Annotated in this window: 17 protein-coding genes; 12 read left to right on the top strand and 5 right to left on the bottom strand. The window is 44.6% G+C overall.

Annotated features, from left to right (window positions below; genetic code table 11):
- The first annotated feature begins 36 nt into the window (after positions 1 to 36).
- From lpxD to efp, 6 genes are all read left to right on the top strand, one after another.
- On the top strand, positions 37 to 1,080 hold the full coding sequence (gene lpxD, locus AC1RM2_RS14305; RefSeq protein ID WP_492985778.1) for a UDP-3-O-(3-hydroxymyristoyl)glucosamine N-acyltransferase: 1,044 nt from the start codon (positions 37 to 39) through the stop codon (positions 1,078 to 1,080).
- Between the two features lie 109 nt (positions 1,081 to 1,189).
- Positions 1,190 to 2,596, top strand: a complete 1,407-nt coding sequence (locus tag AC1RM2_RS14300; RefSeq protein ID WP_147054530.1) for a bifunctional UDP-3-O-[3-hydroxymyristoyl] N-acetylglucosamine deacetylase/3-hydroxyacyl-ACP dehydratase — start codon at positions 1,190 to 1,192, stop codon at positions 2,594 to 2,596.
- Positions 2,593 to 3,378, top strand: a complete 786-nt coding sequence (gene lpxA, locus AC1RM2_RS14295; protein ID WP_090638506.1) for an acyl-ACP--UDP-N-acetylglucosamine O-acyltransferase — start codon at positions 2,593 to 2,595, stop codon at positions 3,376 to 3,378. Before AC1RM2_RS14300 ends, lpxA begins: the two co-directional genes overlap by 4 nt.
- A gap of 160 nt (positions 3,379 to 3,538) precedes the next feature.
- Positions 3,539 to 4,159, top strand: coding sequence for an ABC transporter ATP-binding protein (locus AC1RM2_RS14290; protein ID WP_492988251.1), 621 nt, complete (start codon positions 3,539 to 3,541; stop codon positions 4,157 to 4,159).
- Positions 4,160 to 4,416: 257 nt separating this feature from the next.
- Positions 4,417 to 5,460, top strand: a complete 1,044-nt coding sequence (locus AC1RM2_RS14285; protein WP_492985776.1) for an NAD(P)-dependent alcohol dehydrogenase — start codon at positions 4,417 to 4,419, stop codon at positions 5,458 to 5,460.
- Positions 5,461 to 6,000: 540 nt separating this feature from the next.
- Positions 6,001 to 6,564 carry an elongation factor P gene (gene efp, locus AC1RM2_RS14280; RefSeq protein ID WP_147054535.1) on the top strand — a complete coding sequence of 188 codons (564 nt, stop codon included), beginning with the start codon at positions 6,001 to 6,003 and terminating at the stop codon, positions 6,562 to 6,564.
- A gap of 125 nt (positions 6,565 to 6,689) precedes the next feature.
- Here the strand turns inward: efp and cphA are convergent, their stop codons facing one another.
- On the bottom strand, positions 6,690 to 9,329 hold the full coding sequence (gene cphA, locus AC1RM2_RS14275) for a cyanophycin synthetase (protein ID WP_492985774.1): 2,640 nt from the start codon (positions 9,327 to 9,329) through the stop codon (positions 6,690 to 6,692).
- A gap of 265 nt (positions 9,330 to 9,594) precedes the next feature.
- Between cphA and AC1RM2_RS14270 the strand changes: the two genes are divergently transcribed.
- Together AC1RM2_RS14270 and AC1RM2_RS14265 are read left to right on the top strand one after the other, a co-directional pair.
- Positions 9,595 to 10,515 carry a cyanophycinase gene (locus AC1RM2_RS14270; protein WP_492985773.1) on the top strand — a complete coding sequence of 307 codons (921 nt, stop codon included), beginning with the start codon at positions 9,595 to 9,597 and terminating at the stop codon, positions 10,513 to 10,515.
- A gap of 112 nt (positions 10,516 to 10,627) precedes the next feature.
- Entirely contained in the window at positions 10,628 to 11,470 is an 843-nt protein-coding gene (locus AC1RM2_RS14265) for an isoaspartyl peptidase/L-asparaginase (RefSeq protein ID WP_492985771.1), read from the top strand.
- Positions 11,471 to 11,484: 14 nt separating this feature from the next.
- Here AC1RM2_RS14265 and AC1RM2_RS14260 read toward each other — a convergent pair whose 3' ends face one another.
- Positions 11,485 to 11,841 (bottom strand): bleomycin resistance protein, encoded by a 357-nt coding sequence (locus AC1RM2_RS14260; RefSeq protein WP_492985769.1) that lies wholly within the window; start codon positions 11,839 to 11,841, stop codon positions 11,485 to 11,487.
- Positions 11,842 to 11,852: 11 nt separating this feature from the next.
- Entirely contained in the window at positions 11,853 to 12,080 is a 228-nt protein-coding gene (locus AC1RM2_RS14255) for a hypothetical protein (protein ID WP_492985768.1), read from the bottom strand.
- A 116-nt stretch (positions 12,081 to 12,196) separates the two neighbouring features.
- Here AC1RM2_RS14255 and AC1RM2_RS14250 point away from each other — a divergent pair, with 116 nt between their 5' ends.
- Entirely contained in the window at positions 12,197 to 13,765 is a 1,569-nt protein-coding gene (locus AC1RM2_RS14250) for a M28 family metallopeptidase (protein WP_492985767.1), read from the top strand.
- Positions 13,766 to 13,831: 66 nt separating this feature from the next.
- On the opposite strand, the gene AC1RM2_RS14245 is transcribed toward AC1RM2_RS14250, so the two are convergent.
- Positions 13,832 to 15,235 carry an MBL fold metallo-hydrolase RNA specificity domain-containing protein gene (locus tag AC1RM2_RS14245; RefSeq protein WP_492985765.1) on the bottom strand — a complete coding sequence of 468 codons (1,404 nt, stop codon included), beginning with the start codon at positions 15,233 to 15,235 and terminating at the stop codon, positions 13,832 to 13,834.
- 163 nt (positions 15,236 to 15,398) lie between these two features.
- Here AC1RM2_RS14245 and AC1RM2_RS14240 point away from each other — a divergent pair, with 163 nt between their 5' ends.
- Positions 15,399 to 15,770 carry a BlaI/MecI/CopY family transcriptional regulator gene (locus tag AC1RM2_RS14240; RefSeq protein WP_090638409.1) on the top strand — a complete coding sequence of 124 codons (372 nt, stop codon included), beginning with the start codon at positions 15,399 to 15,401 and terminating at the stop codon, positions 15,768 to 15,770.
- 2 nt (positions 15,771 to 15,772) lie between these two features.
- Positions 15,773 to 17,782, top strand: coding sequence for a TonB family protein (locus AC1RM2_RS14235; protein ID WP_492985764.1), 2,010 nt, complete (start codon positions 15,773 to 15,775; stop codon positions 17,780 to 17,782).
- 223 nt (positions 17,783 to 18,005) lie between these two features.
- Here the strand turns inward: AC1RM2_RS14235 and AC1RM2_RS14230 are convergent, their stop codons facing one another.
- Positions 18,006 to 19,409, bottom strand: coding sequence for a tetratricopeptide repeat protein (locus tag AC1RM2_RS14230; RefSeq protein ID WP_090638257.1), 1,404 nt, complete (start codon positions 19,407 to 19,409; stop codon positions 18,006 to 18,008).
- A gap of 233 nt (positions 19,410 to 19,642) precedes the next feature.
- On the opposite strand from AC1RM2_RS14230, the gene amaB reads away from it, so the two are divergent.
- Complete coding sequence (gene amaB / locus AC1RM2_RS14225) at positions 19,643 to 21,184, top strand: L-piperidine-6-carboxylate dehydrogenase (protein ID WP_492988250.1); 1,542 nt, start codon at positions 19,643 to 19,645, stop codon at positions 21,182 to 21,184.
- Positions 21,185 to 21,200: the final 16 nt, after the last annotated feature.

Raw genomic sequence — 21,200 nt, 5'->3', positions numbered from 1 at the left:
AATTTGCTGCTTTAATTATAACATTTAAATTTGTCGATGCAATTTACTGCCCAGGATATAAGTTTTCTGCTTAACGGAACGGTGGAAGGTGACCCTTCGGTTACTGTTAATCAGTTAGCTAAAATAGAAGAAGGGGCCGCCGGTAGCCTTTCTTTTTTGGCCAACCCCAAGTATGAGCAGTATTTATATACTACCAATGCCTCTGTAGTTATTGTTAATAACGATTTACAGCTTAGCGGCCCGGTAGCGGCCACGCTTATCCGGGTTGAGAATGCCTACAGCGCGTTTTCGGTATTGTTGGAGAAGTACAACACTTTTAAGCTTAACAAAAAAGGTATCGAGCAACCTTGCTTTATCCACCCAACAGCCCAGATTGGTGCCGAGCCTTATATAGGGGCATTTGCATACATTGGCCTTAACGCAAAAATTGGCGATAACTGCAAAATTTATCCCAATGTTAACATATCAGATAATGTAACCATTGGTAACAACGTTACCTTATTTTCGGGAGTTACGGTTTATTTTGATTGTGTGATAGGCGATAATGTTATTGTACACTCCGGTGCCGTTATTGGAAGCGATGGCTTTGGTTTTGCTCCTAATCCTGATGGTACTTACACTAAAGTAGCCCAGATAGGGAATGTAATCCTGGAAGACGACGTTGAGGTTGGCTCAAATACCACTATCGACAGGGCAACCATGGGATCGACAGTGATACGCAAAGGGGTAAAACTGGATAACCTGATACAGATTGCCCACAATGTGGAGATAGGTGCAAATACTGTAATTGCAGCGCAAACCGGCGTTTCGGGGAGTACCAAAATAGGCGAAAATGTAATATTAGGCGGACAGGTAGGGCTGGTGGGGCATATCAGTATTGCAAATCGTACACAGGTACAGGCACAATCGGGCATTAGCCGTAATATAACCGACGAGGGAAAAAAATGGGCCGGCAGCCCGGCTACCCTTTACAGCGCAAACATGCGCTCGAACGTAGTGATAAACCGCCTGCCCGAATTGGAGAAACGAATAAACGAATTAGAAAAAATAATTGCAGAATTAAAGAAGGACGTTCATTAGTTCATTAGTTCACTGGTTCATTGGTCTTTTGCGCAGGTAAACAATGAACTTAACTAATGAACTATCCACCAATGAACTAATGAACCAGTGAACCAATGAACTAAAAGAAATGAATGTAAAACAAAGAACTATTAAATCACCTGTATCGGTTTCGGGTACCGGCCTGCATACCGGCCAAAGGGTTACCATGACCTTTAACCCGGCGCCGGAGAACCACGGCTATAAATTCAGGAGGATTGATATACCAGGCTCGCCAATAATTGATGCCGATGTTGATAATGTAACTGATACATCGCGCGGTACCACCATTTCGCAAAATGGGGCTACTGTTAATACTGTTGAGCATGTACTGGCTGCTTTGGTAGGTATGGAGATTGATAATGTGCTGATTGATATGGACGGCCCCGAAACGCCGATTATGGATGGCAGCTCTATCCAGTTTGTTGATATTATAACCGAAACAGGCTTTACCGAGCAGGATGCCGACCGCGAATATTACCACATACCATACAATATCCATTACTCCGAGCCCGACCGTAAGGTAGAAATGGTTGCAATGCCCTTAGACGACTACCGCTTTACCTGCATGGTTGATTACAACTCACAGGTATTGGGTAGCCAGCATGCCAGTATCTCGAGCATAACCGAGTTTAAAAAGGAAATAGCATCATGCCGCACCTTTTGCTTTTTGCACGAGCTTGAAATGCTGTTAAAGCACGACCTGATAAAAGGCGGCGATTTAAACAACGCCATTGTAGTTGTTGATAAGGAAGTAGACGAAGAAGAACTTGCCCACCTGGCCAAACTATTTAACCGCAAGGATATCAGCGTAGCCCCGCAAGGTATTTTAAACAACGCCGAACTACGCCACCAAAACGAGCCTGCAAGGCACAAACTGCTGGATATGATTGGCGATTTGGCCCTGGTAGGCGTGCCACTTAAAGGCCATATTATGGCTGCCCGCCCCGGCCATGCTGCTAACGTTGCCTTTGCTAAAAAAATAAAAACCCTGATTAAAAAGGAAAAAAGCCGTAAGCAGGTTAAAGTTTACGATGCCAATGCTAAACCGGTATATGATACCGTTGAGATTATGGGCTTATTACCGCACAGGCAACCTTTTTTAATGATTGATAAAATATTGGAGCTGACCAAAAGCCACGTGGTGGGTGCTAAAAACGTAACTATTAACGAGGAGTTTTTTAAAGGACACTTCCCGGGCGCGCCAATATTTCCTGGTGTGCTGCAAATTGAAGGTATGGTACAAACGGGCGGTATATTGGTGTTAAACACTGTGCCCGATCCTGAAAATTACCTGACCTTGTTTTTAAAGATCGAGAACGCGCGCTTTAAAAGTAAAGTAGTGCCCGGCGATACAATTATTTACATTTGCGATCTGCTGGCGCCCATCCGCCGTGGTATTGCAACCATGAAGGGGGTTGGTATGGTAGGTAACCGGGTTGTTGTTGAGGCCGAGTTAATGGCACAAATTGTAAAAGTAAAAGGAAACGAAGCATGATCCAGCCTTTAGCATATATACACCCACAGGCAAAAATTGCCGATAACGTGGTGATTGAACCCTTTGTTACCATTCACAAGGATGTTGAAATTGGCGAGGGTACCTGGATCGGTTCCAACTCCGTAATTATGGATGGCGCCCGGATAGGCAAAAACTGCCGCATTTTTCCCGGTGCCGTAGTATCGGCGCCGCCACAGGATTTAAAGTACAAAGGCGAGCAAAGCACCGTTTCTATTGGCGATAACACCACCATCCGCGAATGCGTAACCCTTAACCGCGGTACCGCCTTAGATAAAAACACCACCACCATAGGCAGTAACTGCCTGCTGATGGCTTATGTACACGTAGCGCATGATTGCGTTATTGGCGATAACGTAATTATTGCCAACGCCGTGCAGCTGGCAGGCCACATCAACGTGTATGATTATGCTTTTATCGGCGGATCATCGGCCGTACACCAGTTTGTTGAAATTGGTGCGCATAGCATGATCTCGGGCGGATCGTTGGTGCGTAAGGATGTACCACCGTTTACCAAAGCAGGCCGCGAGCCGTTATCATACGTGGGTATCAATTCTGTAGGGTTACGCCGCAGGGGCTTTTCAGCCGCTACCATAGCTGAGATACAGGAGATTTACCGAATACTGTTCCTTAAAAAATATAACGTAAGCAAGGCACTTGATATCATCGAAGCCGAGTTTACCCCAAGTGTTGAGCGCGACGAGATCATCAACTTCCTGCAAAACTCGCAAAGAGGGATCATGAAGGGGTTTGGGAATTCGTAATTTGGTTAATGGTTCATAGATCATGGTTCATGGCCGGACAGGGATTCGAAGCATATAGCCTTCCATGGCTTACAATTTCGTAATTATGGGCTTCGTACCATGATCTATAAACCATCAACATCCTGCCATGATCTATGAACTATCAACCATGAACAACAAAATGACCATCACCCTAAACAACATTGGCCGCCGCTTTAACCGCGACTGGATTTTCAGGGGAGTTGATCATACTTTCACTCCCGGCGAATCATACGCTATTCTTGGTCCTAATGGGTCGGGAAAATCTACTTTATTGCAGGTTTTAAACGGGAGCCTGTCGCCCTCTATCGGTACAATAAATTATACCCACCAGGATAAACCTATCGAGATTTCGCAGGTGTTTAACTATCTGAGTCTTGCTGCTCCATATTTGGAGGTGATTGAGGAATTTACACTGAGAGAAATGGTCGATTTTCATTTCAAATTTAAAAACTACAAACAGGGGCTTGATAAAAAGCAGCTGATTGAGTTGTTGAACCTTCCCAAAAGCGAACATAAGCTTATTCGTTACTTTTCATCGGGCATGAAACAGCGCCTTAAACTTATCCTTGCCTTTTGCTCCGATACGCCGATGCTGATGCTTGATGAGCCCACATCAAACCTGGATGCCCAGGGTGTTGATTGGTATTTAAGCCTTGTGGAGCGTTTTGCTACCGGCCGGCTCACTATCATTTGCTCCAACCAGGAGCATGAGTATGGCTTTTGCAAGCACAGGTTAAGTATCTCGGATTATAAGAGTTAGATAAACCCAATACCCAAAAGTAGCGTCATAGCGAGGAATGAAGCAATCCCGAACTATGTGCGACTTATTATGTAGGGGATTGCTTCGTTCCTCGCAATGACGGTCAATTTATTGCACGAGTTATTCAGGGGGAAAGGGGATAGCCCTAAACATATTTTTGTCATAATGCTATAACTACTTTAACAAATCACAAATCTCCTATCTAACATCTCAAATCAATTCCCGTACCTTTAGGTAATCAAAAATAACAACTACTTATGATACCAGTTAAAGGATACGCGGCGCAATCGCCAACTACTAATCTTGCCCCATGGGATTTTGAGCGTCGTGAGGTTGGGCCTCATGATGTGCAATTTGATATTTTATTTTGCGGCGTTTGCCACAGCGACCTGCACCAGATTAAAAACGATTGGTTCCCGGGCATTTTCCCGATGGTGCCGGGGCACGAAATTGTTGGCCGCGTTGTAAAGGTTGGCGACCATGTAAAAAACTTCAAAGTTGGCGACCTGGCTGGCACCGGCTGCCTGGTTGATTCATGCCGGGTTTGCGAAAACTGCAAACAGGATTTGGAGCAATACTGCTTAAACGGCAGCTCACAAACCTATAACGGCCTGGAGCAGGATCACAAAACACCAACTTACGGCGGCTACTCAAACAGCATTGTTGTTAACGAAGATTTTGTGCTTCATATTTCTGACAAACTTGACCTTGCCGCCACTGCGCCATTGCTGTGTGCAGGCATAACCACTTATTCGCCGTTAAGGCATTGGAAAGTTGGTAAAGGGCATAAACTGGCTGTTTTGGGTTTAGGTGGATTGGGCCATATGGGTGTTAAATTTGGTGTTGCCTTTGGTGCCGAAGTTACTGTATTAAGTACATCGCCAGCTAAAGAGGCCGATGCAAAAGCTTTAGGCGCTCACCATTTTGTTGTTACCAGCGACCCAAAACAAATTGAAGCTGCCAAAAACTCTTTTGATTTTATTTTGGATACTGTATCGGCCCCGCATGATTTTAACATGTACCTGTCGCTGCTACGCACCAATGGTGTACATATTTGCGTAGGCGTACCGCCGGAGCCAGCCAGTGTGCAGGCATTTAGCCTGTTGGGCGGCCGTAAAAGCCTTGCCGGATCGGGCATTGGAGGCTTGGCCGAAACCCAGGAAATGCTTGATTTTTGTGCCGAACATGGAATAGTTTCAGATATTGAAATGATAGATATCAAAGATATCGATACAGCTTATGAGCGGATGCAAAAGGGCGATGTAAGATATCGTTTCGTGATTGATATAGCTACGTTGTAGATTTGAGATATTAGATGTGGGATTTGAGACAGCTGCGGTTGCGCTGTTCAAATCTCATTTTTTATGAAGAACAAGATCCTCCTCCGTATCTTGATTATTGCCTCTTGATACCAGGCTCTTTGTTCCTGCTGTTGCGGTTTTGTTTCGATTTGTAAAATATGGCAATTTGCAATTGGTTGATTATTAGATAAATGATATTTTTTGCTGTTTCTCCTGTATCGCAACACTACAGTTTTGAATGACATTAAAAGCTCAGATTTCTAACGCATCTCACCAATGCTGTTAAGTTAAGAGGTTTTCGTGCAAAGGAGCAAAGTGATTTGCTTATTTTTTCTTAGCGCCCTGGCGTTTTTGCGCGAAACCGAAATTTTGATATCTCCCGCAACTTAATAGAATTACGTGTTTCTCATGACCGGTTTTTCATTGATCCTTATTCGGGAAGCCCGGTCTAATGTGTTGACTATCTTCCCGGTAAAAATCTCACATCTCATATCTCACATCTCAAATCTAATTTTTAGTTTTGCGCCTCAATATTATTTTATGGCCAAAGCATCAGATGTTAAAAATGGAAATGTGCTTCGCTTTAATGGCGAGTTAGTGCAGGTAGAGGAATTTTTGCACCGTACACCAGGTAACTTGCGTGCATTTTACCAGGCTCGTATGCGTAACGTAAAATCAGGAAAATTGGTTGAATACCGTTTCCGTACCGACGAGGAGGTTGATATAGCCCGTGTTGAAACCAACGATTATCAATATTTATATGAGGACGGCGATTCATTAGTAGTAATGGATAATGCCACTTACGATCAGCATAACGTACCCAAAGCTTTATTTGGCCCGGCGGTTAAATTCTTAAAAGAAGGCATGAACGTCATCGTAGCCTTTGAAAGTGATGAGCCAATCATGGGTTCAATTCCCGGATCGGCCGAGTTGGAAATTACATATACCGAGCCTGCCGTTAAAGGCGATACCTCGAGCGGCGCCCAAAAGAACGCCACTGTAGAAACCGGCGCCGAGATTCGTGTGCCGCTTTTCATTAACATTGGCGATAAAGTAAAAGTTGATACCGCAACAGGAACCTATGTAGAAAGAGTGAAGGGTTAGTCCCCTCCGCCCCCTGAAGGGGGTACTTTTTGATTAGCATCATCACTAATATTTATTACTAAACACCAACGCCCGGTTTCTTTCGAACCGGGCGTTGGTGTTTATGCAAATCAAAGGCTCCCCCTTCAGGGGGCGGGGGGGGCATTAAACAACCCGTTCCTTTCCTGCTCCTGGTAGTTTTGTACCGTTTCAATGGCGTTATCAACTACATCGCTAAGGGCGGTTATAAAACTGCCTGGTTTGGCCATGCTCATGGCGTGTTTAATGGCGTCAATTTCTTTTGATACCACTTCGCAAGGCTTATTGGGGTCAACTGAGTAAATACCTTCTTTAAGCAGGGTTAATATATTTTCTTCGGTACGGCCACGCAGGTGTTTTTCTTGCCGCAGGATGATGTAATCAAACATTTCGGCTGCTATTTTACCAACCTCGCGGATGTCGTCATCGCGCCTGTCGCCGGTGCCGGCAATGATGCCTATTTTCATCGGCGAATCGATATGCCTTAAAAACTCCTTGATGCCGTTAAAGCCATCCGGGTTATGCGCAAAATCAATCATGAACCTGAAATCTTTAAACTCAAAGATGTTCATACGCCCCGGCGTTTGCGCTGCAGAAGGGATAAATGTCTCTAACGACATTTTGATATCTTCAGTCTTGAAACCCCACAGGAAGGTAGCCAATGTAGCCGCAAGTACATTCTCGATCATAAATGGCACCGTACCTCCAAAAGTTAAGGGGATAAGGATGGTGCGTTGTACGCGGATCTTCCAGTCGCCTTTTTGGATGGTGATGAAGCCATTCTCGCAAATGGCAGCTATCCCGCCTTTTCGGCAATGCGCCTTGATGATAGGATTGTTTTCGTTACGGCTAAAATAGGCTATGTTACAATCGGCCTTGTTGCCTAAACGAACGCAATACTCGTTATCGGCATTTAAAACGCCCCAGCCATCTTTTTTTACTGAGTTTAAAACGGTTCCTTTTACTCTTGCCAGGTCGTCAAGGGTATGGATATCGGCCAGGCCAAGATGATCTGCCTGGATGTTGGTAATTACACCGATATCGCAAAAGCCAAACCCCAGGCCCGAGCGCAGGATGCCACCACGGGCGGTTTCCAATACGGCAAAATCAACGGTTGGGTCTTTCAGGATAAACTCCGAACTTACCGGCCCGGTAGTGTCGCCTTTCAGCATCATGGTATTTTGCACATAAATACCATCAGATGTGGTAAAGCCCACCCGGTGCCCGTTATTTCTTACAATATGCGCTATCAGGCGGGTTGTGGTGGTTTTTCCGTTGGTGCCGGTGATGGCAATAATAGGAATGCGTGCCGACTTGCCCGGAGGATAAAGCATATCTAATACATGCCCGGCAACGTTGCGCGGCAGGCCCTCGCTTGGCGCAATGTGCATCCTGAAGCCAGGCGCAGCGTTAACCTCCAGTATCACACCGCCATTTTCGGTAAGGGGCTCGTGCAGATTTTCGGCCATAATATCAATGCCGCAAATATCAAGGCCTATTATTTTTGATATACGTTCACAAATAAAAACGTTTTGCGGGTGCACATGGTCGGTAACATCAACAGATGTACCGCCTGTGCTTAAGTTGGCAGTCGATTTTACGAATACTTTTTCGTCTTTAGCAGGAACAGTATCAAGTGTATACGCCTTTTTTTCAAGCAGGTCAAGTGTGTCCCGGTCAATTGAAATCAGCGTTAATACATTCTCGTGTCCGTATCCGCGGCGTGGGTCGGTGTTTTCTTTGTCAATCAGTTGTTGTATGGTTGATATACCATCGCCCGTAACATGAGCCGGATCGCGCAGGGCGGCGGCAACCATTTTGTTATCAATTACCAGTACCCGGAAATCATAACCGGTAATAAAGCGCTCCACAATAACCCTTCGCGATATTTTGGCGGCATGCTCATAGGCTGCAATAGCTTCTTCTTCTGTGCGGATATTGATAGAAATTCCCCGGCCGTGGTTACCATCCAGCGGCTTAAACACCAGCGGGAAGCCCACTTTACGAATAACTTCGGCTACGCCGGCAACAGATGATATGGTCATGCCTTTGGCAACCGGGATGGCTTGCTCCTGTAGCATGCGCTTGGTTTCATCCTTATTGCTGGCAATATCAACGGCAATGCTGCTTGTTTTCTCGGTCATGGTGGCGCGGAAACGTACCTGGTTTTTGCCATAGCCCAACTGTACCAATGATTGATTGTTGAGCCTGATCCAGGGGATATCCCTTGCAATGGCCTCTTCTACAATTGATCCTGTGCTTGGCCCTAAACGGGTGTTTTCACGAATTTCTCGCATCTCCTGTATATCGGCCTCCAGGTTATAGTCCTCGCCTTTTATCAGGGCTTCGGCAATCCGCACGGCCGATTCGGCCGCAAAGGCGCCCACTTTCTCTTCAATATAAGCAAAAACAACATTGTAAACGCCTTTGGTTTTGGTTTCGCGGGTGCGGCCAAAGCCGGTGTCCATGCCGGCAAGGGTTTGTATTTCAAGGGCTATGTGCTCAATAACGTGTCCCATCCAGGTACCGGCAATAACCCGTTGAAAAAAACCGCCTGGTACGCCGGGCGAACAGCGGTGCGAGTATAACGAGGGGAGCAGCTTTTCTAAACGCTCATAAAAGCCATCAATCTCGCTGGTTGGCTTGTGTTCCATCTCCTGCAGGTCAAGCCGCATCTGTATTAATTTTTTGCGGTTTATGCTCCAGATGTTCGGGCCGCGCAACACTTGTATATTCTCAATCTTCATAGGCTTGTTACAAAATTCTTTAAGGGCTTAATTTCTTTAAAACTATAAAACTTAATAGTGTAAATAAAACTTTTATGGCTAGAAAGGCATTATTTGTTCATAACAGACTGGGTTTTTGGTTCATTTTATCGTAATTTGTGATATTCTTAGTTGATTGGGTTGGATTAAGTTGATTGAGTAAGTGGTTTTGCTTTCGTTTTTGGTGCAGGCCTGGTTAATCAACTTAATCCAACCTAATCAATTTAATCAACTTAATAAAAAAAGCATGATTGTCCCGAAAGGAAAACTAATAATTATAGGCGGTGCGGTTGATATGGGGAGCAACGTAACCATACAGGAACACATTTTGCAGCCTGATTATATTAAATTTTTTGAACAGGGCATTTTAAAGCGGATTATCACCGAATCGGCCAAGCACCATGGCTCGTTAGTTGAGGTTATTACCACAGCGTCGCAAATTCCGGAGCTGGTGGGCGAAGAGTATATTAAAGCATTTGGGCAGCTTAATGTTACCCATGTTAATGTATTGCATATTAAAAGCCGCGAGGACGCTACAAAAAAAGAATATTTAGACCGCATCCGCAAAGCAGACGTGGTTATGTTTAGCGGCGGCGACCAATTAAGGCTGACCGCTATTTTTGGTGGAACGGAGTTTTTGCAGATCCTGAAAAAGAGATATCTGCATGAAAATTTTGTGATAGCAGGCACATCGGCAGGGGCGGCGGCAGCATCAACGCATATGATTTACCGTGGCCAAAGTAACGAGGCGCTTATTAAAGGCGAGGTTCAGATAACAGCAGGATTGGGTTTTGTTGATTCTGTAATTGTAGATACCCATTTTGTACAACGCGGCCGCATAGGTAGGTTAATGTACGCCGTAGCAACAAATCCCGGCATTTTGGGTATTGGCCTGGGCGAAGATGCCGGCCTGCTGATAACCGAAGGTAACATCATGGAGGCCATTGGTTCGGGCTTAATTATTTTGGTGGACGGCAGGAATATTGTAGCAACCAATATTTATGATGTAGAAATTGGCTCGCCGGTTTCTATCGAAAATTTGAAAGTACACGTCATGTCTATCTATGATAAATACGATTTGGCACAACACCGCTTATTGATTAAAAAGACAGTTAAGGTTGAAGAGGGTGTGTTTATACACGCGCCCGATAGCGACCTTTTGCAATAAAGCCTCACCCAACCCTCTCCAAAGGAGAGGGCTTTAGCCGGGTCGTTTTCAAATAAACCTATCCCAAAGCGTTTATATTACGCTAATTTTTGAATCATCTAAATTATTCAAAATGAAGATCATCATTCACGGCGGTTTTTTTAGCGAATCGCAAACCAACCAGGAAGTAAAGCAGGCCAAACAACAGGCGTTGAAAGATATTGTACAGGCTGGCCATAAATACCTGTTAAGCCATACCGCGCTGGAAACCGTTGTTTACACCGTTAGGCTGCTGGAAGATTGCGACCTGTTTAATGCCGGTACCGGTTCGCAGATTCAGAGCGATGGCAAAATTCGCCTGAGTGCTTCATTAATGGATGGTAAAACGCAAAAGTTTTCTGGTGTTATCAATATCGAGGATGTAAAAAACCCCATATGTATAGCCGAAAAGCTAATGGCTTATGACGACCGTGTTTTGAGCGGCAAAGGCGCCAAAGACTTTGCTACTGACAATGGCATAGCCTATTATAACCCCGAAACCCCGCAACGCAGACATGAGTACGAGAAAAAGTTGAGTGACTCCATCAGGTTAGGAACTGTTGGCTGTGTGGCGCTTGACCTTTATGGCAACCTGGCAGCCGCGACGTCAACCGGCGGCAAAGGCTTCGAAATTCCGGGCCGGGTAAGCGATTCTGCAACTACGGCCGGCAACTATGCCAACGGTTTTGCAGCAGTATCCTGTACCGGTGTTGGCGAGGATATTGTAAGTGGTTCGGTAGCCACGAAGATTGTTACACGGGTTACTGATGGTTTGCCGATTTCGGTTGCTGCTGAGAAAACCTTAGACGAAATGAAACCCTACGATGGTTTTGCCGGCATTATCGGCATTTCTGCCGATGGCCATATTTACCATGCCGATACCCACCCCTATATGGTTTGGGCGCTGCATGATGATGATGTGGAGGTTTTTGATTAACGTTCAGCCTGCTTTTATACTTCGCCCGAAGTATCCTCTCCAAAATGAATAATATTACCGTTGTTATCCAAGATGCTAAACTGGCGCCTTTTCCAGGGCATGTTTTTAAGCTTGCCATTGGGGTGAACTACGCCTTGAGGTGTATATTCTGCGTATAGCTTATCAACCTCGGTTACGTTGATGTAACAGCCGGTATTTTTAGGAAGTTCGGGGTCATCAGCAGGCCAAAGGTGAATGGTGATTTCATCCCGGTTAAAAATGACATATCCGTCCCAATTAGCCACCAATACAAAGTTTAGCTTTTCGGTATAAAATTGTATCGTTTCTGCTGCATTCAATGATGCCAGGATGGGGATGGCTTTTTGTAACATGGCGATGTAAATTAACTATTTGATGTTGTTGCGTTATTTTCCTTCATCCTCATGCTAAAAACAGGTTTATCCATTTTAGGAGGATCATTCTCAGGATAATTATAAACGATGCTGTTTAAATAATTAGCTATTTGCAATCTTTCCTGCCAGGTAAATTGGAGATAGTAACCTTTGCCGTTTGCCGCTTCAGCTGCAGCTCTGGCGTTAAATGGAACATTATCTAACTTAAAATCGCTCATAACTCAAATATACCTCAAAAAACTTTTACATGTAACAACTTTGTTAAAGCGTGGCTGCGGTTTTTTGTTGATTAATAAATAGGTTTGTTATTAACTGATCTTATTAATTATTAACTATGAAACTAAAATTACTTTTTTCATGCCTGCTTTCTGCTGGCATAAGTGCACAGTTGTTCGCACAGGAAACCGTTGATCCAGCCATGGTTCAAAAAATCCGCGAAGAAGGCCTTAACCATTCTAAGGTAATGGAAACCGCTTTTTATTTAACGGATGTATCCGGCCCACGCCTGTCGGGTTCGCCGGGTTTAAAACGCGCTCAAAACTGGGCCGTTGAACAATTGAAAACCTGGGGCATAGCCAATGCCAAGCTGGAATCGTGGGGTAAATTTGGCAGGGGCTGGGAAGTTCAAAAAAACTACGCTGCTATTACCGTGCCATACTATCATGCCATTATAGCTATCCCTAAAGCATGGACCCCAGGAACAGGTGGCTTGATAAAAGGTGACGTAATGGTAGTAAAAGCCGATTCGGCCGCCGAACTGGAAAAGTACAAAGGTAAGCTGGCTGGTAAAATTGTAATATTTGATACCAAACCACTTACCGAACGCACATTTAAATCAGATGCAGCGCGTTACACCGATGAGGAGCTTGATAAGATGGAAAAGGCTACCATGGCCCCTGCACGCCAGCGTACTGCATTTGATCCAAATTCGCCGCAGTTTGCGGCTATGCGTAAGCAACGCGCATTCAGAGCTTCATTAGGTGCATTTTTACAGGCCGAGAAAGTTGCCCTTGTACTAAGCCAGGCCCGCGGCACAGATGGTACTGTATTTACCACCAACGGCGCATCATATGCCGATACCGCAAAGGCCGTTGCGCCTGAACTGGAAACCAGCAGCGAAGATTTTCAACGTATTTTACGCCTCGTAAATGCAGGCAAGCCGGTACAGCTTGAAGCCGATATTAAAACCCAGTTTTTTACCGATGACCTGCAAGGTTATGACGTAGTTGGCGAGATACCGGGTACCGACAAAAAATTAAAAGAACAGGTGGTAATGATAGGTGGCCACCTTGATTCATGGCACGCCGGTACCGGTGCAACAGATAACGCGGCGGGCAGCGCGGTAATGCTGGAGGCTATGCGCATCCTGAAAGCTATTGGTTTTAAACCCAAACGTACTATCCGCATTGCATTATGGAGCTCGGAAGAACAAGGGCTGTTTGGCTCGCGCGGTTATGTACTTAATCACTTTGGCGATCCTAAAACAATGGAATTGAAACCTGAGCAGGCCAAACTATCGGCTTATTATAACCTTGACAATGGTACCGGTAAAATAAGGGGTATTTACTTACAAGGCGACTCTGCCGCCGGGCCGATATTTAAATCGTACCTGGAGCCGTTTAAAGACCTTGGTGCCACTACAGTTACCATTAGCAATACAGGCGGTACCGATCACCAATCGTTTGATGCGGTGGGCATTCCCGGTTTTCAGTTTATACAGGATGCCATTGACTACGGCTCGCGCACGCACCACAGTAACCAGGACACCTATGATCGCCTGATTGAAGATGATTTGAAACAGGCGGCTATCATTATAGCATCGTTTGTGTACAACACCAGCCAGCGTGCAGAAATGATACCACGTAAAGAATTACCTAAGCCACAACCGGCGCGGGGATTTTAATTGATTGAATTATATCAAACAGCAATAAAAAAGCGATGGGATATCCCATCGCTTTTTTATTTGATACTAATGCAGTTCGATCTTTTGGTGCTGGTAGGGTATTTCAACCTGTTTAAAACCTTTGTCCTTTAGTTTGTTGCTAAAATGTTGTTGAACGTCATATTCCCCATGAACAAGAAATACCTCTTTTACTTTCGCCGGATCCTGGCAGGCCAAAAAGTGCAGCAAGTCGTCGTAATCGCCATGGGCGCTCATTGATCTTATCGAGCGCACTTCGGCATCTACCGGGTACATTTCGCCAAAAATGCGTACCTCATGGTCGCCGGCAAGCAGGTGCCCGCCAAGGGAACTTGGTTCACAGTAGCCTACCATCAAAATGGTGTTTTTATTATTGTTGATATTGTTTTTGATATGGTGCTTAACACGCCCGGCCTCGGCCATGCCCGATGAGGAGATGATAACGCATGGTCGCGGGTCATCGTTCAGCGCCTTTGACTCTTCGGTTGACTGGATAAAATGCAGGCCCTTAAAACCGAAAGGATTGGCATCAACTTTTAGTACCGATTTAACCTGTTTATTATACACTTCGGGATGGTTCATTAAAACCTCCGTCGCTTTTTCTGATAAAGGGCTATCTACATAATAATGCAAATCGGGCAGCGTTCCTTTCAATTCCAGGGAGTTTAGTGCATAGAGCAGTTCCTGCGTGCGGCCAACGCTAAAAGCCGGTATAATAACTTTGCCGCCCTTAACCTCGCAGGTTTGTTTAATAATCTCCAGTAAAGCCTCCTCGATTGGCCCCTGGTCCTTATGCAGCGAATCGCCATAAGTGGATTCAAGTAAAATATAATCGGCCTGCTCAAACGGTTGCGGATCATTCAGCAGCATATCATCATAGCGGCCAACATCGCCACTAAAGGTGATATTGGTAACTTTGCCATACTCGGTAATTGCCAAATGCACGGCCGCACTGCCCAAAATATGCCCGGCATCGGTAAGCCTTAGTTTTACCTGCGGCGTAATCTCAAACTCTTCATTATATTCAACAAGCTTAAAAAGCCTTAGCGCGTCCATAGCTTCTTTATCTGTATAAAGAGGCTCAATCAGGGGCAGGCCTTTGCGCGCGCGGTGCTTATTGCTATATTCGGCATCCTGCATCTGGATATGTGCCGAATCCATCAGGAGGATGCGGGCAAGATCCATAGTGGCGGGTGTGCAATAAATGGGGCCATCATAGCCTTCGGCAACCAGCCGGGGTATTAATCCGCAATGATCAATGTGCGCATGCGATAATACCATATAATCAACCTTTTTAGGGTTAAACCCGAAATGCTCGTTCAGGTTGTCAGATTGATCGCCCATGCCCTGGAACATGCCGCAATCCAATAATATGGAGGTGTCATCTTTTAGGCGAATAAGATGCTTGCTGCCGGTAACGTTACGTGCAGCGCCATGAATGGTTATATTCATTTATAATTGGGTATAAAGTAACATAACGAAGATGAGGATTTAATGTTTAATAAAACAAAACTAAGCTTTTAGTTGTTATTTTGGTTTATAGTTTCTAACTTAGATTAACCAATTGATAGCCGGTGTGATTTAAATAAACATTGGCATTTTTTACACAACGCACATGGAAATTAAAGAATTAACCCGCGCCGAAGAACAACTAATGCAGGTATTATGGCAGCTTGAAAAAGCTTACGTAAAAGATGTTATTGACATGCTGCCCGAGCCAAAGCCGGCTTACAATACGGTATCAACCATTATCAGAATACTGGAAACAAAGGGCTTTGTGGGGCACACCGCATTTGGCAAAAGCCACCAGTACCATCCCATAGTAAGTAAAGACCAATACCAGGATTTTGCATCGGATAAATTACTGAGTGGATATTTTGATAATTCGGTTAACCGGATGCTTTCCTTTTTTGTAAAGAAAGAGAAAATTGACCTTAAAGAGGCTGATGAGATCATGAAACTGATTGAAAAACTTAAAGACAAATAGTTATGAGCTGGTGGCAATATTTATTACTGGTAAACATTTACCTGGTTTTATTTTATGCGTTTTATGTTTTGTTGCTGAGTAAAGAAACCTTTTTTCAATTAAACAGGATTTATCTTGTCACGGCCGCTCTTCTATCGTTTTTTATACCTGTTATACAGGCCGACTGGGTTCAAAATCTTTTTATAACCCAGCAGGTAAAATATACCATTTATAACCTTCCTGCTATCCAATACCAGCTTAATACAACGGAAAGCAGCCACATTAAAATGGGCGAAATATTGGCCTCCCTGTATTTACTGGGTATTTTAATTTTATCGGCAAAGCTTACCCTGCAGCTGTTTAAACTACGCCGGGTTATGCGGATGCCCAAAGCCGAGGTGCCCTATTCTTTTTTTAAAACGGTAAAACTAAGTGAAGATAGCACGGATAATGCCGTTATTGAAGCGCATGAACAGGTACACGCGCAGCAATGGCATTCGGCGGATGTGCTGCTTGTAGAAATGGTGATGATCATTAATTGGTTTAACCCGGTTGTTTACCTGTATCGTATTGCAATTAAACACATTCACGAATACATTGCCGACAGGCAGGCCGTACAGGCCGGCACCAGCAAAGCCGAATACGCTTTATTATTATTAAGCCAAACGTTTAACGCACCAACCCACCGGCTGGTGAATCCCTTTTTTAACCATAGTTTATTGAAACAGCGTATTATGATGCTGCAAAAAAACAAATCGCAGCGTATCAGGCTTATTAAGTATGGTTTATCTGCACCACTGTTTATTTTAATGTTGATCCTGTCTTCTGCTACTATCAATAATAGCCAGGCCGTTACGGCTATCAACAGCAAAGCCCAGGAGATTTTTATTACACCGGCCACACAGGTTGATCTATCAACTGTACTTGGCGAAAACGAACCGATAAAAGGTGCCGAAATCAAAAGCCTGGCCGATACTACAAGCGATGATGTGTTTTCATCGGTAGAAACATTGCCCGAGTTTCCGGGAGGTATTGGAGCTTTTGGTAAATTTATAGCATCAAATATCCGGTATCCTGCAACAGCCAGGGAGCAGCACATCCAGGGAAGAGCAATTTGTACCTTTATTGTTGAAAAAGACGGTAGCCTGTCAAACATCAGGGTACAGCGCAGCGTAAGCCCCGAAATTGATGAGGAGGCTATAAGGGTTTTAAAGCTGTCTCCAACCTGGAAAGCAGGGATACAAAATCACCATAAAGTACGCACACGGTTTTCTGTACCTATAGCTTTTACTTTAGATAAGAGCGATAAAACAGCAGGCGCAGGCCAGCAAGACTATCCGCCACCTGTAATTGAGCAATTACCGCCAAATTCAACCAATAGCGTGTTTGCTTCCGTTGAGCACTTGCCCGAATTTCCCGGAGGGATTGAAGCATTTGTCAAATTCCTGGGATCAAATATACGTTACCCTAAAGACGCCCGCGAAAAAGGAATACAAGGCCGGGTGATTATTACATTTGTGGTTGAAAAAGACGGCTCACTATCGGGCAATAAAATTGTCAGGGGAGTAAGCCCCGATATTGATGCCGAAGCGCTTAGAGTGCTGGCAATGTCGCCCAATTGGTCGCCGGGTACGCAAAAGGGCAAGCCTGTGCGGGTACAATATTCTGTCCCTATCAGCTTTAAATTGGCTGATGATAATAAGCCTGCTAAAACCACAGAAAATAAAACCGGCAAAGTAATACCATTAAAAGATAATGCCCCATCCTACACCGGAGTTGTAACCCAACAGGATACATTTAAAGGGCGTATTGCAGGCAATGCCGATTACAAAGGCTATTTCACGATGAGAAGAGACAGCAAGACCAACGAGCCGCTTTATTTGCTTGACGGTAAAGAGATAGCAGCAGCCGGTGTAAAAAACATCGCTGTAAACTGCATTCAAAGTATTGATGTGTTAAAAGACAGGTCAGCGATCGACATCTATGGCGACAAAGGCATCAATGGCGTGGTAAAAATTACTACTAAGAAGTAGATGTTTTGATGTGCAAATGTGCAGATTTCAGATGTGCAAATGATTTTTTTCTGAACCAAGATTTTTCGGATTTATCAGATTTTTTGAATTTTGATTTGTGCATATGATTGATTTGTAAAAAATGGAAAGCAATCATGAAAAAGGGGATAACGATTTGCCAATCAAATCATCATCCCCTTTCCTTTTTTTCATCTGCACATCTGAAATCTGCACATCAAAGCATCTACTTCGTATACCGGTTAATAATATCCACAATCACTTTGTTTTTTTGTAATTGAGGCAGGTAATCAAACAGAATATAGTGCTTTTCCGGGTCGCTGGTCAGGGCCATTTCCAGGTGGTTTAGCGCTTCGTTGTATTCGCCTTTGGCAAACAGGTAGGCTACCATCCTGTAGTACAGCTCTGCAGCTTCAGGGTTGTTTTTTATGGCTTGTGATATAATTTCAATAGCGCCAACCAATCGCTGCTGCTCATACAATATAGATGAGTAATCCAGCCAGGCGTCAATATCCAGCGGGTTTAGTTCAACTACTTTTTCATAAGCTTGTTCGGCTTCGGTCATGTGGCCCAGTTTATACTCGGCATCGGCAATGGCAAACCAGTAGTCGGCATTGGCAATATCCAAATCAAGGGCCTTTTTGTAAAAGTGCAGCGCCTCAAAATAGCGTTCCTCAAAATCAAGTGTAACCCCGATACCAAACCAGGCATCTGCCAGTTTTGGATCCATTTTTACCGATTTTTTATAGAATGCACGGGCGTCATCCATCTGCTCCAGCTTTTCGTAGCATTCGCCTATGGCGCAATAAGTATCGGCATTGGGCTGCTCGTACTCAAAGGTGTGGCGGTACACTTCAATAGCTTCGGCATATTTTTCCAGGTTAACCAGGGCATTACCCTTGTTAAAGTAGGCCGATGCAAAGCTATCCTTAATCAGGATGGCATAGTCATACGCATCAATAGCTTTTTCAAACAAGCTCAATTTGGTATAGGCATTGCCCAGGTTGTACCATGCGGCGTAGCTATAAGGCTCGTTGTCGATGTATTGCTGGTAAAACTGTACGCTTTCCTGCTGGTTGTCCATTACATCGTAGCAAAAAGCCAGTTCGTAAAGGGCATCCTGGTTTTCCATATTTTGCTTAAGGCACAACTTAAGATAACTTATGGCGGTATCGTAATCGCCCATGTTTTGGTAAACGTAAGCTATATGCAGCAGTATTTCGTCGGTTTCCTCGGCCAGGCCAAGTGCTTTTTCGTAATTTTCCAGGGCCTCGCTAAAACGCTCCATACTCTCGTACAGGTTGCCGCGGATGATGTAAATATCGGCATCTGAGGCCTCCAGCATGGCTGCTTTTTCAAGCGCTGCAAAAGCTTCGGGTACCTTATTGCCTACTACCAGTAACTGGGCCTGTTTAATTAAAAATACCGCTGCAAATGGGTGCTGATTGCGCGCATACTCTGCTACCTGTAGCGCCCTGGCCGGATCATTCTTTTCGATGTAATAGTCGATAATGTTCTCAAACGCCTGGGCATCAAAAAAGTACTGGTCTTGATTTCGAATCATTTCCTCGTACCGTTCTACCGAAAATTTGGGATCTTCAGTAAAACCAAATTCAAATTCTTCTTCCATTCAATTTTGTTTGCAGAACATCCGCTTTAGGTTAACAATTGTAATTGTCTTGTAAAGACTTATTGAAGTCAAAATACAAATAAGTAAGCAACCAATTTGCAAATAAGTTTTCAACATTCAAACATTGTTAACAACCGTTAATTACAAAGCATTGATAATTAACAGTAATCATTATAAACCCGCAATTCAAAAAATTGCTTTAAAGATTTCTACCTTTGGCAAAAGTAACAATTATGGGCCTTAATATAACAGACATTCTAAAACGTTTACATATAAACGATGTAAATGATGCTTTTAGTACAGGCAGCAACTGGGGCAGCAGCGCCGGTGCAGCAATAAAAAATATTACATCGCCGGTTGACGGCCAAAAAATAGCTTCGGTTAAATTTGCTACCGAAGCCGATTATAACCAGGTAGTTGAGCAGGCTGCCGCAGCGTTTAAAACATGGCGTACAACGCCGGCGCCCAAACGCGGCGAGATTGTGCGCCAGATAGGCGAGGCCCTGCGCGCTAATAAACAGGACCTGGGTACCCTGGTATCTTACGAGATGGGTAAAAGCCTGCAGGAGGGCCTGGGCGAAGTGCAGGAAATGATTGATATTGCCGATTTTGCCGTAGGCCTGAGCCGTCAGCTGTACGGCTTAACCATGCACAGCGAAAGGCCTGAACACCGCATGTATGAGCAGTACCACCCGCTGGGTATTGTAGGCATTATATCGGCCTTTAACTTCCCGGTAGCCGTTTGGAGCTGGAACTCGCTGCTGGCAATGGTTTGCGGCGATGTAAGCATATGGAAGCCATCTGAAAAAACACCTTTAACCGCTATTGCCTGCCAGCGCATAGCGCAGGAGGTTTTGAAAAACAACAACATAGCCGATGGCGTTTTGAATTTAATTAACGGCGACCGTAACATTGGCGAACTGATGGCCAATGATACCCGGATACCGCTGGTATCGGCCACGGGATCAACCCGGATGGGTAAGGCTGTTGGGGCGGCGGTTGGCGCACGGCTGGGCAAAAGCCTGCTGGAACTTGGTGGTAACAACTCCATCATCATCACCGAAAATGCCGACCTGGATATGTCATTAATTGGCGCAGTATTTGGCGCGGTGGGTACTGCAGGGCAGCGCTGTACCAGCACACGCAGGCTCATTATTCACGAAAGTGTTTATGATGCCTTTAAACAAAAACTGGTAAGCGCTTATGGCCAGATACGTATTGGCAACCCGCTGGATGAGCATAACCATATGGGGCCGCTTATTGATACCGATGCGGTAGCGCTTTACCTTGATTCGATTGAGAAATGTAAAGCCGAAGGCGGAAACTTTGTGGTAGAAGGCGGTAAGCTGGAAGGCGATGCCTATGCTTCGGGCTGTTACGTAAAGCCTTGTATTGCCGAGGTAGAAAATCACTACAAAATTGTACAGCACGAAACCTTTGCCCCCATACTGTACCTGATTAAATATTCAACCATCGAGGAGGCTGTTGAGCTGCAAAATGGGGTGCCGCAGGGCTTATCATCGGCCATTATGACCAATAATTTACGCGAGGCAGAACAATTTTTATCCTACGCTGGTTCTGATTGTGGAATTGCCAACGTAAACATTGGTACATCAGGAGCCGAAATAGGCGGCGCTTTTGGCGGCGAAAAAGAAACCGGCGGCGGCCGCGAATCGGGATCTGATGCATGGAAAGTTTACATGAGGAGGCAAACCAATACTATTAATTATTCAAAAACGTTGCCTTTAGCTCAGGGGATCAAATTCGACCTCTAATTTTTTTTATTTTCTA

The sequence above is a fragment of the Mucilaginibacter sp. GW822-FHT03E02 genome, assembly GCF_058801545.1.
Note: the sequence above shows the minus strand (reverse complement) of the source record. Positions and strands in the feature narration are given on the sequence as shown.